General features: G+C 31.7%; 12 protein-coding genes. 11 read left to right on the top strand and 1 reads right to left on the bottom strand.

All coding sequences use genetic code 11. The features are described 5' to 3' along the window. The first annotated feature begins 284 nt into the window (after positions 1-284). The 4 genes from ACM55H_RS03235 (at position 285) to ACM55H_RS03220 (ending at position 7,616) form a co-directional block, all read left to right on the top strand. The gene (locus ACM55H_RS03235) at positions 285-3,389 is read left to right on the top strand and encodes a SusC/RagA family TonB-linked outer membrane protein (protein ID WP_416835139.1); all 3,105 of its coding nucleotides are present in this window, start codon (positions 285-287) and stop codon (positions 3,387-3,389) included. Between the two features lie 60 nt (positions 3,390-3,449). Then, on the top strand, positions 3,450-4,973 hold the full coding sequence (locus tag ACM55H_RS03230) for a RagB/SusD family nutrient uptake outer membrane protein (protein WP_416835138.1): 1,524 nt from the start codon (positions 3,450-3,452) through the stop codon (positions 4,971-4,973). A 7-nt stretch (positions 4,974-4,980) separates the two neighbouring features. Beyond that, positions 4,981-6,087: a hypothetical protein gene (locus ACM55H_RS03225; RefSeq protein WP_416835137.1), complete on the top strand. Its 1,107-nt coding sequence runs from the start codon at positions 4,981-4,983 to the stop codon at positions 6,085-6,087. A 137-nt stretch (positions 6,088-6,224) separates the two neighbouring features. Further along, on the top strand, positions 6,225-7,616 hold the full coding sequence (locus tag ACM55H_RS03220) for an endo-1,4-beta-xylanase (RefSeq protein WP_416835136.1): 1,392 nt from the start codon (positions 6,225-6,227) through the stop codon (positions 7,614-7,616). 24 nt (positions 7,617-7,640) lie between these two features. Here ACM55H_RS03220 and ACM55H_RS03215 read toward each other — a convergent pair whose 3' ends face one another. Further along, complete coding sequence (locus ACM55H_RS03215) at positions 7,641-7,991, bottom strand: Arm DNA-binding domain-containing protein (RefSeq protein WP_416835135.1); 351 nt, start codon at positions 7,989-7,991, stop codon at positions 7,641-7,643. 701 nt (positions 7,992-8,692) lie between these two features. Between ACM55H_RS03215 and ACM55H_RS03210 the strand changes: the two genes are divergently transcribed. From ACM55H_RS03210 to ACM55H_RS03180, 7 genes are all read left to right on the top strand, one after another. Further along, positions 8,693-9,481 (top strand): SDR family NAD(P)-dependent oxidoreductase, encoded by a 789-nt coding sequence (locus ACM55H_RS03210; protein WP_416835134.1) that lies wholly within the window; start codon positions 8,693-8,695, stop codon positions 9,479-9,481. Positions 9,482-9,700: 219 nt separating this feature from the next. After that, positions 9,701-10,507 carry a phytanoyl-CoA dioxygenase family protein gene (locus ACM55H_RS03205; RefSeq protein ID WP_416835133.1) on the top strand — a complete coding sequence of 269 codons (807 nt, stop codon included), beginning with the start codon at positions 9,701-9,703 and terminating at the stop codon, positions 10,505-10,507. Between the two features lie 154 nt (positions 10,508-10,661). After that, the gene (locus tag ACM55H_RS03200; protein WP_416835132.1) at positions 10,662-11,348 is read left to right on the top strand and encodes a CDP-alcohol phosphatidyltransferase family protein; all 687 of its coding nucleotides are present in this window, start codon (positions 10,662-10,664) and stop codon (positions 11,346-11,348) included. 1 nt (position 11,349) lies between these two features. Then, positions 11,350-11,781 (top strand): GtrA family protein, encoded by a 432-nt coding sequence (locus ACM55H_RS03195; protein WP_416835131.1) that lies wholly within the window; start codon positions 11,350-11,352, stop codon positions 11,779-11,781. A 17-nt stretch (positions 11,782-11,798) separates the two neighbouring features. Next, positions 11,799-12,380, top strand: coding sequence for a DUF4833 domain-containing protein (locus tag ACM55H_RS03190; RefSeq protein ID WP_416835130.1), 582 nt, complete (start codon positions 11,799-11,801; stop codon positions 12,378-12,380). Positions 12,381-13,152: 772 nt separating this feature from the next. Then, positions 13,153-13,344: a hypothetical protein gene (locus tag ACM55H_RS03185; RefSeq protein WP_416835129.1), complete on the top strand. Its 192-nt coding sequence runs from the start codon at positions 13,153-13,155 to the stop codon at positions 13,342-13,344. Next, positions 13,308-13,523, top strand: coding sequence for an IS3 family transposase (locus ACM55H_RS03180; protein ID WP_416835128.1), 216 nt, complete (start codon positions 13,308-13,310; stop codon positions 13,521-13,523). The genes ACM55H_RS03185 and ACM55H_RS03180 overlap by 37 nt, the downstream gene beginning before the upstream one ends. Positions 13,524-13,666: the final 143 nt, after the last annotated feature.

Here is a 13,666-nt window from a genome sequence, read left to right as displayed (position 1 = left end):
GTGTTTTTGTATGAATGTGACAAAAAAACATTTTGCATTATCAATCTGTCATAGGCTGTAATTAATGAGTTTTTGGATCATTTCTGCAACAAATTTGCTAGATTATGCATCATGCGTGTTATAATTTCGGTAGTGAACACGGTAGTTTTGGACATGTATATTTTTTAAAATATTTGAATTTTATTTTCCTAAAAAAGAAATTTACCCTTAAGGAAAGAAATTCAAAATATTGATTATTAGAAGATGTACAAGCACTAAAAAAAACTAACCAAAACAAATTTTTCATGAAAAAAACACTATTTAAAAAATTAGTAACGCTAGTTTTAATACTGTCTGGATTTTCCTTTTTCGGACAGACAATTAAAGGCAAAGTGGAATCGGCAGGGATGCCTTTGCCTGGCGTTAATGTTGCAGTCAAAGGAACTGCTATAAGTATCACAACTGGTTTTGATGGTTCTTTTACATTAGACAAAGTTCCGCCAAAATCTAAAATCGTATTTAGTTTCATTGGTTTCGAAACAAAAGAGATAACATCTGATGGCAAATCAGTATTAAATGTAAGTCTAAAAGAAGACATAAAAACATTAAATGAAGTTGTTGTCATTGGTTACGGAACGGCAAAAAGAAAGGATTTAACAGGGGCAATTTCATCTATAAAAGCTTCAGAAATTCAAGACAAGCCTTTTACTTCTATTGATCAAGCACTTGTAGGAAAAGCAGCAGGTGTGAATGTGACTCAAAATTCAGGTACGCCTGGAGGAGGGATCTCTGTTCAAATTAGGGGTATTACTTCTATAAATGGCAACGAACCATTGTATGTTATAGATGGAACACCAATATTTGCAGATAAGAATAATGATTCTTTTGCATTTAGCGCATTAGGAGGAGGAAGCGGACAAACTAAAAATTCGGCTTTGTCTAGTTTGAATATTGCGGATATTGAATCTATTGATATTTTAAAAGATGCTTCTTCAACGGCAATCTACGGTGCAAATGGTGCAAATGGAGTTGTTTTGATTACAACCAAAAAAGGAAAAAAAGGGAAATCGACATTTGCATACGAAACGTATTTAGCAACTCAAGAAGCAACAAAATTTGTTGATGTTTTAAACTTACCACAATATGCTAAGTATCAAACAAAAATTTTTGCATTAAATGGCGAGCCTATTCCGTTTCAATATCAAAAACCTGACTTATTAGGCAATGGAACAAACTGGCAGGACGAACTTTTTAGAACTGCTATAATGTACAATCATCAGTTGTCATTCTCAGGTGAAAAAGATGGAACAAGATATTATACTTCTTTAAATTATTTTGATCAGGAAGGAATTGTTCTAAATTCAGATTTCAACAGAATATCCATGCGATTAAATGTAGATTCTAATGTTAAATCCTGGTTGAAAATTGGCAATAATGTTGCAGTGAGTAAGTCGTCTCAAAAAGTAGTAAGAAACGATGATAGAGGTGGTTTAGTCATGAATACACTAAGACAATCTCCCGAATTACCAGTTAGATATGCTGATGGCTCTTTTGCTGGTCCTGTCTCTGGTTTAGGTTCTTCGGCAAATGAGGCGACTAATCCAATTGCTTTGTCTGAATACAATAATGCAGAAAATGAAAGGTATAAGATCAATGGAAATTTATTTGCTGATTTCACTCTTACGAAAGGATTGGTTTTTAGATCAGAATTGGGATATGATTTGAATTTTGTAAAAAGCAGTTCTTTTGCTCCTGCCTATACTTTAGGAAATGTGTCCGAACTTTTAAACAAATCTTTCAAACAGATGGATCAAAGCTTTTATTGGAGTATTAAAAATTATTTGACCTATAATAAAACAATAAACGAGAAACACAATTTTACTTTTTTATTAGGTCAGGAAGCTCAGGAAAGTCAATATGAATATTTAAGCGGCTATAGAACTGGAGATTTTTTAAATAAAAATTTTACCAACTTAAACTTAGGTGATATTGATACTGCTTTGAATGGAAATGGTTCTGGCAGATGGTCCATGACTTCTTATATTTCGAGATTAAATTATAGTTTTTCTGACAGATATTCTTTTTCAGCTTCTTTAAGAGCTGATGCTTCTTCAAACTTTGGTCCTAATAATAAATGGGGTTATTTTCCATCATTTTCCGGAGGTTGGACTGTGAGTAACGAAAAGTTCTTTGAGCCATTATCAAATACCATAAATTATATGAAGTTTAGAGTTGGTTACGGTTCGGTAGGAAATCAAAATATTCCAGCCAATAGATACCAAACCATTTTAACTCTAACTCCATCTCCATTTGGAGGTTCCTCTCCAACAATTGATAACTTAGGTAATCCTGATATTAAATGGGAGTCTCTAAAATCTTTCAATGCTGGTCTTGATTTAGATATGCTTAATAATAGAGTAAAGTTTGGATTTGATTATTATATTAAAAATTCTTCCGATTTCTTAACAAAACAAATCAACGACGAATCCAATCAAAGTGCTCTTAACTACTATTTGAATACCGGTAAAATTGAAACTAAAGGAATAGAATTTACATTAAATACAAAAAATATCGTAACAGATAATTTTACTTGGGATAGTACTATTATTTTATCAAAATACAATAATGAGTTAACTAGCTTTCAAGGTGATGGTAAATCTTTATTAGGAAAAGTACAATTCGATTTATATACTGTTACTAAAACTACCGTAGGACAACCAGTAGGACAATTTTATGGATATGTTACTGACGGATTGTTTAAAAATGATGCGGAATTAGCATCAGGACCTACTCAGGAAACAGGAACGGCTGTTGGTGATATTCGTTATAAGGATCTTAATGGAGATGGAAAAATTGACGCTAAAGATCAAACAGCTCTAGGAAGTGCAATTCCTGATTTTACGTATTCATTTACGAATAATTTTAAATATAAAAATATCACTTTAGGAATTGTTTTAACAGGAAGTCAAGGTAACGAAATCTACAATTTTACGCGCCATTATACCGATGGTATTTTTCCAGGATTTGGAGATCGATACGGAAACGTAAGTACTGATGTTTTAAATGCGTTTGAAACAGGTGTAAACGAAAATACAAATGTGCCAAGAATTACACTTACTGATCCAAATGGAAATGGTAGAATTTCGAACAGATTTGTTGAAGATGGTTCTTATCTAAGAATTCAAAATGTTTCTTTGAGCTATGATTTACCTAGTACGATTTTCGAAAAATCTATTTTCTCTAATGTGAGATTTTATGTAAATGTGCAAAATCTGTACACGTTTACAAAATATTCTGGATTTGATCCTGCTTTAGGAAATTTAGATCAAAATATAACATTGAGTGGTATTGATTTAGGGAGATACCCTGTTCCAAGAACGACTTCTGTAGGAGTAGATTTAAAATTCTAAAATTTCAATAAAATAGTATTTAACTTAATGATTAATAGTCATTATAAAAAAATAATAGTTATGCAAAAACTTTTTAAATTTTTTATGATGGGAATGCTCATACCATTGCTGTCTTTGTTTTCTTGTTCAGATGAATTTTTGGATGCGCCATCCGAAAATCAATTAACACCAAGTGATTTACCGGAAGGAATTACTGCTTTTGATGGAATCGCCGAGAGTTTGTATTTCAAGCCTTGGTTTACTTTTAATGATAAATTCTTAATTGCTATAGGAGATATGTACGCCGGTAATGCTTTTACATTTGATGGTGCTTTTGCGCAATTTCTAAATGCTCAGGTAACCTCACAAAACCCAATTTTAACAGAAGGATATGTTTCTTTATTTTCGGTTGTCGATCAATCAAATAATTTAATGAAGTTGGTTGAAGACCGAAAAAGCGAATTACCAGAAGCATCCTATAAAAATGCGATAGCAATATCACGATTTATGAGAGCAAATGCTTATTTCTATTTGGTGAGAACTTTTGGAGCTGTGCCTATCGTTGATAAAGCTGGTTCTGCAGCACAACCAAAAAGAAATCGTGTAGAGGATGTTTATAAATTTATAAAACTAGATTTAGAATATGCCGCTGCAAATTTACCTGAAACTTCAACAAAAAAAGGGTACGTCAATAAAACGGTAGCCATGGGTGTTCTTGCAAAAGTACATTTAACGCTACACGAATATGTAGCATGTGCTAGTTTAACCCAAGAAATTATGGGAAAACAATATTCTCTAATTCAAGAATATGGTAACTTATTTAGCAGTCCAGAAAACAATAATAGTGCCGAGAGTATGTTTGCGCTACAATGGAAAGCTATTGCTACAGAATGGGGAACTCAAAATACAAATCAGGCGTACATAGTTCCGGGAGGTACTGGAATAACTGGTGGCGGTGACGGATGGGGAGTTTACTTACCTTCTATTTCATTGCAAGCAGGATTTGAACCAAAGGATAGCAGAAAAAAGAATACTATCATGACCGATGGTGACTTTTATCCTGAATTGTTAAAAAATCAAGGTGGTTTCAAGTATAAAAAAATACTCTCTTCTACGGCAGCTAATTTCAGAAAGTATATTGTAGGTTCAGCTGCAGAAAGAAACGATGTGTTTTTTATGAGAACATCACAAAACACAATTATACTAAGATACTCCGATATTTTATTAATGTATGCCGAAGCGGTTTTGGCTGGAGCCAATTCTACAACAGAACCATCAGCACTAAAAGCCTTCAACGAAGTGAGAACTAGAGCAGGATTACCAACTAAAGCATTACTTACAAGAGACGAATTGTTTAATGAAAGACGAATTGAGTTTGCACTTGAAGGACAATATTTCTTTGACTTAAAACGTCGTGGTTTGCTTGAAGCAACAGCAATTATTTCGCAGCAGGAAGTTGGTTTTTATTCTGATGATGACAGAACAGTTTTAGTTTCTAGAAAGATAACTCCAACAAGCGGTTATTTTGAATTGCCTTTACCACAATCTGCAATAGATACTAATCCATCATTGCTAGAACCTCCAGTTCCTTTTAACTTTAATTAATTTTTATATGATGAACAATAAAATAAAATATAGCATTATAATTCTTTTGGTTTTGGCTTCTTTTACAGGATGTCAAAATGACGATGTAGTTACTGCAAACGTAGATGCAATGGTTTCTGAACCGGGTGATTTACTAAATCAAACTTTTCCACTCAGGAAAATTAGAGTGGAAGGTGAGGGATTGTCCGGATTAAAAAAAATTACTCTGGACAATAAAATTGATATCAGTTTTAACCCTACCTATAATTCAGATAAAGCGTTTATTTTCACTATTCCTTTTGATGATAAACTAGGAAGTAGATTTGGAGTACAACCCATCACATTTGTAACCGCAACGGGTTCGGTTACTAAGGATATAGAGATTTTACAGCCTAATCCAACTATTGTTAAAACCATACCAGCTGTGGCAACACCAGGTTTTCCTTTGGCAATTGAAGGTACTTGGTTTTATAATGTTTCTTCGGTAACAGTAGGAGGAAAAGCAGTAAGTTATACCGTAAATTCATCTTCTTCAATTATTATTGGTTTGCCGTCAAACGCAGTTTCAGGTGCAGAATTGGCAATTACTACTCCAGGAGGCACAGTGAAAAAATCAATTGATTTTGAAAAAGTAATACTCGTATCTAATTTTGATGGAGGCGGATCCAGAGAGGCTTGGAGCTCTTATGGGGATGTTGCTTCTTTTAATGCAAGTACTGCGGGCGGACCAACAGGTAATTATGCAACCCTAACTTGGACAGGCTCAACTGCAAATGGTTACAACGGTAGCAGCGCTGGCGGAGGAGCTAATTTCTTGAGCACAACAAATACAGATGCAACAAGAACTTTTATAGATATTGATGTAAGTGCAAATGTTGTAGGAGTACAATTTGCCATTCAATTGAATACTATTGATGGCATAAATTACGGATATAATTTCAAAATTACGGATTTAAATTGGTCTACTAAGGCAATAACGTTAGCCGATTTTAAGGATAATTATGGGTTTGGGGGCAATTCAGCTGCGACGTTGGATGCTTCTAAGGTTAATGAAATTAAGGTTGGAATCGCTCAAGGTGATACACCTAATCCCAGCGCAATAAAATACGATAATATTAAGGTCCGTTACAAATAATTTATTGGTTTTAAGTTTGATTTTTTACTTCAAAAGGTTGTAGTCAAATGCAACCTTTTGTGTTGTAGAATTCGCAAATTAAAGTACGTAAATAATAAAGAATATTTTTCTTGAATGTATTCTAAAATATAAAAAAAATGAAATATAACTTTTTACTGATTTTAACTAGCATTATGTTTTTTTTGAATTCTTGTTCAAAAGAGGATAACATAATTGCTGATACTTTAACTACTCCTATCGCAAATGCGGCCACAGAGATAAATGATACTGGTTTTAAAGCGAAATGGGTTTTTGTTTCCAACGCTCAAAGTTACCTTTTGGATGTTTCTACCAGTGCTGATTTTACAACTTTTGTTCCAAATTACAATTCAAAATCTGTATCTGATTTAAATGAAATGGTTGTGGGTTTAAATAGTGGAACTCAGTATTTTTACAGAGTTAGAGCTAAAAGGGACTCGCAGATTTCTAATTATTCAAATGTAATTAGTGTTGTAACGACGGGTACAAGTAACGTTCCTGAGAATCCTACTTTTCTAAAAGTTAAGGCAAATAAATTACCAAATCCATTTTTTGTAGGTATGGCTGTAAAGGCAAATCAATTAGACAGTGGAAGCAAATATGATGCAATTTTAAAAAATGAATTTAGTAGCATTTCTGCAGAATATGAAATGAAAATGAATCCAATTTCAACTGCAAGTGGAGTTTACAACTGGGCTGCCGCAGATAAAATTGTTGCTTACGGAAATGCTAATGGTATCAATGTTCATGGTCATGCCTTGGTATGGCACGTTGCAGTGCCAAGTTGGTTAACTAATTTTTCTGGTACCGATGCAGAATTTACTGCCGAAGTAAAAAAATACATTACAGATGTTGTTACTCATTATGCAGGAAAAGTAAAATCCTGGGATGTAGTAAACGAAGCAGTCGATGACAATAGTGTCAACTTGAGAAATACTGTTTTTCTTCAAAGAATGGGACCAAACTATATTAAAGATTGCTTTAAATGGGCTAGAGATGCAGCAAATGCGGCAGGCGATAAAAACTTATTATTGTTTTATAATGATTATGCTACTTCGACTAATATTCCTAAACAAAATAAAATGTTTTCAATAATAGATGATTTAAAAGCAAGTAATCTTATTGATGGAGTAGGTTTTCAAATGCATAACACGTATTTAAGTCCAACCAAAACTCAAATCGAAACTGATATTAATAGAGCTGTTGCTAAAGGTCTAAAAATTCATGTTTCTGAGTTAGATATACAAGTGAATCCAGCAAATGACATTAGCTCTTTTACCAATGAAAGAAGATTAGCTCAAAAAGAAAAATACAAAGAGATTGTCAAAATATACAATGCGCTTCCTGCAGCAAACAAATATGCCTTAACAGTTTGGGGATTTAAAGATAATGAATCTTGGATTCCATATAGCACTGATTTAAATCACACAGGAAACGATTGGCCTTTATTGTATGATTCAAATTTTGCTCTAAAAAGTGCACATACTGGATTTTTGGAAGGATTAGAGTAAACCTTCCTAAATTTAAAGTCATTTTTATGCCACAATCCTTATCAATAAATAGGAATCAACATTTTTTTTAACACCCATAAACTTGTTTTTGCAACTACTGGCAAAAATCTCTTGATTGTTGTTAATCATTGACTTTTCAGTTTCATAAACTTTGTTTCTTAGAATATCTAGATAACTATTAATTGTATGGGCTTCTTCTGAATTGCCTTTAATTTTGCCTGCTGCTACTGACCATTTTGAATTTTCAACATACTTTGAAGTGCTTATTTCAATTCGAACTCCGTCAATCGTAATTCTTAAATAAATCGGTAGTAAACCATTTTTTAATACTCTAGAACTTTTTGTATAAAAAAGTATTGCAATTTTGTTTTTCATAATGTGGTGACTTTTGAAGTTTTTAAATTTCGACTTTAAATATTCTATTGTCAAGATGTTCAGTATTCAAACCCCTTATTAAACAATGTCTAATCTGAAAATCGGGGACATTTTTTTAAATTAATTTATGACCCCGAATTTGCACCCTTCCGATTATGATTTAATGATAATTTTTGAAATTAATAAAAACGAAAAAGCCTGTAAATCCTAAGATTTACAGGATTTTGGTTTCAATTGAAAATGAATTAGTGGAGTCGCTGGAACTACAATCGAACACCTTATACCGATCTTAACTTTTTTTGATAGCTTAAAATTATGATGTAATATATTGATTTTAAGTTGTTTAAAATATTATTTTTTGATAATTACTTTTTAAGTTGAAAATTTTTAACTAAGTGTTTTTGACGTTTTTTAATAATTCTAGGTTTTTTAAAGGTAAAAAGTTGTCGTTAAAAGAGAAGTTTGAGTTCGACTATCGAACTCTTTACAATGGTCGAACACTTTAGGGATAGAGTAATAGAAAAAATTACATAATTAAATTTATCTTTTAATGTGAATATTTCAGGACTAAAAAAGTAAAAACCTGAAACAAAAGTTTTAGGTTTTTACTTTTGCGGAGAAAGAGGGAATTGTACTGTTTATCTAATGCGTTAATATATAAGAATTAATTAATCTTTATATTTGATGAATAAATTAATAAAATGAGCGAAAAAACTAAACCATATGCCTTAATTACTGGCGCCAGCAAAGGCATCGGAAAATCTATTGCTTATGAATTGGCTAAACAGGGTTATCCACTATTACTTGTTGCAAGAAGTGACGAGGAATTAAAAGCACTATCTGATGATCTTCAAGTTAAATACAACATCAATGCTCCTGTTTTATCGATTGATCTTTCGATAAATGGTGCATCGCTAAAAGTAACCGATTGGATAAAAATGAATAATTATCAGGTTGGCTTTTTAGTTAATAATGCTGGTTATGGTGTTTGGGGCGATTTTAGTCAGTCTTCTCTAACCGATCAGCTTGGCATGATGCAACTTAACATGAATGTAGTTGTAGAACTTTCACATTTATTAGTACCTATACTTTCACAAGAAAAACAAGCTTACATTTTAAACATATCGAGTACTGCTGCTTACCAAGCTGTACCTACGCTGGCTGTTTATTCAGCTTCAAAGGCTTTTGTTTTATCGTTTACCCGTGCCTTGCGTTTCGAACTTGCCCAAACTTCAATTTCAGTAACCTGTTTTAGTCCGGGCCCGGTTGATACTGGTTTTGCTGCAAGAGCTGGTTTAAACGCTTTTAGCAAAATGGCTGAAAAGTTTAATATGCAGCCTGATGAAGTTGCAAAAATTGCAGTAAAAGCCATGTTCAACAAAAAATCAGAAGTTATTCCAGGTTTTACAAACATCATTTCGGTTTATGCCAACCGTATACTACCAAAGGCATTTATCGAAAAAACTGCAGCTGGGATTTATAAAATTTAATTTTTTTAAAAAAAAATAAAAAATATTCTTTGCAAATGAGAAATTATATTAGATTTGCATAAATATCGACTAATTCCATAGAGTATGTATAATAAAAGAAATATGTTTAATTTATCTGAAAACAGAATGCACGCAAATATGCGAATGTGTTGTTGTTGCTGTTGCTAATCTCAGATAAAATTACAAACACTATTATTTCATTTATTAAATCTATTTATCATGGTATCTTCTTATAAAACCTTTACTCTTACTGAGCAATTAACTGCTGAGCAAATTAACTTTTTTAACCAATATGGCTTTATTCATTTCAAAAAATTTATAAATCCGGAAACTGTTTCATCAATCATTGATGCCTCGAAACAAGTGGAGCAAAAATGGATTGACAATGATCTTCAAAAAGTAAACGGTGTTCCAATTAAATATGGAAAAGATTTAGATGGTTCTCCTATTGTACAACGTTTTGCTTTTATCAATCAACATCATCAAACCTTAAGCGGTCTTCTACTTGATCCAAGATTTAATGGTTTATTACCATTGGCAGGCGATGGCGCAAGATTAGGCACCGAAGAAAAAGACGGAATGGTTTTCAATCATTATATCAATGGGCCAGAAAGTAAGTTTGCTAAAATGGGTTGGCATACTGATGGTTTGAGAGATATTTTTTATGGTGCAAAATTAAACCCGATGCTAAATGTGGGTATCCACTTAAGTACTTTAAAACCCGAAAACGGCGGTCTTAAAATCATTCCGGGTACTCACAAGCAAAGTATTTATCAAATGCTTTTCCGTAAAAAGTACTTTTTAGATAATAAAGCCGATCCAGAGGAAATTTCCATCAATCCAGAAGCTGGAGATTTAACCATTCACGATGGCCGTTTGTGGCACAGAGTTGCAGAATCATCTATCCGTGGTGAAGAAAGCAGAAGAAGAGTTATTTATATTCCAATTATAGCAGGAAAATATACTCCTAAAGATGAGAATAGTCCAACGGTTTTCTATCAACGTTTTGCGGGTATTGTTAAATAATTATGCTAATTATCCTAGCATTTAGTTATCTGGTTAGATCAGGTAAGCTAAAAAGAACCACCTATTTTTTTAAAAATACGCAAAGAAAAATAAAATTGAAAATTATAAAACTAGAATTGGCTATACTGTCAGGCTTACTAATATTGGGTTATTAATGGGAAAAGAAACACAGGTTGAAGATAATAGTGCAATTGTACAAAGGACATTTTCAGACCGTAAGCGAACTAATATTTTAAAAAAAGCAGAACAGTTAACGATTGTATTTTTGCTTCCAAAGGTGCCTAAATTTATTTCGCCAAACTTACTCACTTTAATTGGTACACTTGGTTCGGGATTAATTTTTTTAGCTTTTGTTTTAGGTGCTTATTTAACAAACGGGTATTTGCTTTTGGGTATTATCGGTTTGGTTATAAATTGGTTAGGCGATTCTTTAGATGGAAGATTGGCTTATTATAGAAATATTCCACGCCGTTGGTATGGTTTTGCACTCGATATTATTGCCGATTGGATTGGTATTGTACTTATAGGCTTTGGCTACTACATTTATGCTAAAAATGGCACACAAATAGTAGCCTTTGCTTTTGTCGCATTGTATGGTTGGTCTATCATCATCAGCCAGTTACGCTACAAAATTACAAATGAATACAGTATAGATTCTGGCTTTGTTGGCCCAACAGAACTTAGATTTATTATTGCTTTTATTTTAATTATAGAAGTTTTATTTCGTGGATCAATTACCTATTTGGCTGGCTTAATCACCATTATTTTATTTATAATCAACATTATAGATAGCTTAAAACTTTTAAAGTTGGGCGATTTAAAAGATAAAAACCCAGACTGATATGTTCACGAAAAAATCCATTTTCACTTTTCTACGAGCACAAGTTGCAGCATTTTTAGGTGGCATTACCGATTATGGCTTAATGATTTTATTAACAGAAGTATTTAAATTACATTTTACTTTTTCTATTCTAATCTCTGGAACCGTTGGTGCAATAATCAATTTCAGCATCAATAGATTTTGGGTATTTAAAAATCAATCGGGTTATAGCAACCACATAAATAGTCAGCTGTTTAAATTTGCGTTGGTTGTATTGGGAAGCATTTCCTTAAAATCATTTGGTACGCTTATTTTGCAAAAAGTATTTCAAATCGATTATAGAATCGGAAGATTAATCACGGATAGTTTTGTTTCTTATGGATTTAATTATCCACTGATTAAATATTGGGTTTTTAAGGTAAATAAAAAACAGAACGTAATCCAATCAAATTAGAGAATAAAAATTTAGTTATGAATAAATTACAATTTAAAAATTTTACAAAATCACTAATCGTTATAACAATTTTATTAGTGAGTATATTTTCTGGAAATCTATTGGCACAATCCAAAAATCCATTGCCATTACATTTCCCTACGCCTAAAAATATAGATAATATGCTATTTTACATTCAGCGAGACCCAAATATAAACACTGCTATTTATGCCATAAATTACCAGGAAAATGGAAAAATAGACAAAAGCAATCCTATAAAAGCGTATTGGATTCGATATGCTGAGAAAGGAGAAAAAAAAGATTTTAGTTATGTACAACGCAAATTTGCATACGGAATAGAAAGTAAAACGGTAAATAATGAGGAGTTTGAGCTTCAATTTGTATCGTATAAAAAGTTACCCTTAACCTTGAAAAAGATAGATTCAGATCAAAAATATCATGTTTTTGTAAATGTAAATCAGAAAAAAATACAGGTAGAAAAAATATTTGTGCGCATTGAAGGAGGTTCTTTTTGGTTACCAAATGTAAAGTATGCCGAAGTTACCGGAATTGATACTTCCTCAAATAGAACAATTACAGAAAGAATGTTATTAAAATAAAATTGGAAAGTACCCTAAACAATAGGATCGTTAGTTTTTTATAAATTACGAAATTGTGAAAGTAAACACTTGTGAGTAACTTATTTTATTAAGTTTTAACATTAAAAAAGCCTGTAAACATTGAGTTTACAGGCTTTTTTGTGGAGTCGCCGGGATTACAATCGAACACCTTATTCCGATTTTAACTTTTTTTGACAGCTTAAAATTATGATGTAACTAATTGATTTTTATATATTTAAATAATTTAATTCAAAAATTATTTTTTAAGTTTAAAATATTTAGCTAACTGTTTTTAACGTTTTTCAATAATTCTAAGTTTTTTACAGGTAAAAAGATGTACATAAAGGAGACGTTAGAGTTCGACTGTCGAACTTTTATTCATAGTCGAACACTTTTAAAAACTAGAGTAAAAAACAAGAAAAATCAGGCACTATAACTTGTAACGTAAATATTACCCTTACTAGACAATTCATAAACCAATTTATACATGATTTAAAGAAACAGGCTATGTGGAAAGTTATTAAAGTTAAATTCTATTTCTCAAATTTACTTAATTATTTTTAGAGAACAAAATAGCTGTAAAGGTTGTGGGTAATATTAGAATAGGAAAAAAATAATTTAGGTTTTTTTTCTGTATTGGTTTTTATTGCTTCAAAATATTCGTACTTTATTTTGATAGTTTTATAACAGCCTCATTTTTAAATTAATTACTTATATGGAACCTTTTATTATAAAAGAATCGTAATAGTAGCCGTAGAGTTTAAGTGACACAATGAGCACGCAAGACACCATATTGTCAGCTTGGCGAATGGCAACTCGAAATAGAACTGTAGAAGCGGTATTAATATTTAAATCTGATAGAGGGGTTCAGTATGCTAATAATAAATTTACAAATGTTCTAAATTCTTATAAAAAATTATTCAAAGTATGTCCAGAAAAAGCAATTGTTGGGTTAATGCAGTAGCAGAAAGTTTCTTTAAATCATTAAAAACGGTATTAATTTACGGGAACAAACTCATTTCTAAAAAACAAATGAAACTAGAAATTTTTGAATACATCGAAATTTGGTACAACAAAAAAAGAAGGCATTCAACTTTGAATTATGCAACTATTTACGAATTTAATTACAAAAATGTAGCTTAACTTGATGCCCATTTTTTATTTGCATATCCACTTAAATGAAGTGGACCAACATAAAAAAGTATTACTAATTTGAAAAGATAATTAACTATTTTGATTAATTTAGGGGTTATTTAATTTTTTTGCCGAGTTAGTATTGTTGTATA

This window comes from Flavobacterium cryoconiti, assembly GCF_048158645.1.
Lineage (GTDB): Bacteria > Bacteroidota > Bacteroidia > Flavobacteriales > Flavobacteriaceae > Flavobacterium > Flavobacterium cryoconiti.
This window is presented reverse-complemented; position numbering and strand designations above follow the sequence as displayed.

What these genes read in the sequence shown, in the direction of transcription:
- ACM55H_RS03235 (WP_416835139.1), top strand. Translation starts at nt 285, where the DNA reads ATGAAAAAAACACTATTTAAAAAATTAGTAACGCTAGTTTTAATACTG.
- ACM55H_RS03230 (WP_416835138.1), top strand. Translation starts at nt 3,450, where the DNA reads ATGCAAAAACTTTTTAAATTTTTTATGATGGGAATGCTCATACCATTG.
- ACM55H_RS03225 (WP_416835137.1), top strand. Translation starts at nt 4,981, where the DNA reads ATGATGAACAATAAAATAAAATATAGCATTATAATTCTTTTGGTTTTG.
- ACM55H_RS03220 (WP_416835136.1), top strand. Translation starts at nt 6,225, where the DNA reads ATGAAATATAACTTTTTACTGATTTTAACTAGCATTATGTTTTTTTTG.
- ACM55H_RS03215 (WP_416835135.1), bottom strand. Translation starts at nt 7,991, where the DNA reads ATGAAAAACAAAATTGCAATACTTTTTTATACAAAAAGTTCTAGAGTA.
- ACM55H_RS03210 (WP_416835134.1), top strand. Translation starts at nt 8,693, where the DNA reads ATGAGCGAAAAAACTAAACCATATGCCTTAATTACTGGCGCCAGCAAA.
- ACM55H_RS03205 (WP_416835133.1), top strand. Translation starts at nt 9,701, where the DNA reads ATGGTATCTTCTTATAAAACCTTTACTCTTACTGAGCAATTAACTGCT.
- ACM55H_RS03200 (WP_416835132.1), top strand. Translation starts at nt 10,662, where the DNA reads ATGGGAAAAGAAACACAGGTTGAAGATAATAGTGCAATTGTACAAAGG.
- ACM55H_RS03195 (WP_416835131.1), top strand. Translation starts at nt 11,350, where the DNA reads ATGTTCACGAAAAAATCCATTTTCACTTTTCTACGAGCACAAGTTGCA.
- ACM55H_RS03190 (WP_416835130.1), top strand. Translation starts at nt 11,799, where the DNA reads ATGAATAAATTACAATTTAAAAATTTTACAAAATCACTAATCGTTATA.
- ACM55H_RS03185 (WP_416835129.1), top strand. Translation starts at nt 13,153, where the DNA reads ATGAGCACGCAAGACACCATATTGTCAGCTTGGCGAATGGCAACTCGA.
- ACM55H_RS03180 (WP_416835128.1), top strand. Translation starts at nt 13,308, where the DNA reads ATGTCCAGAAAAAGCAATTGTTGGGTTAATGCAGTAGCAGAAAGTTTC.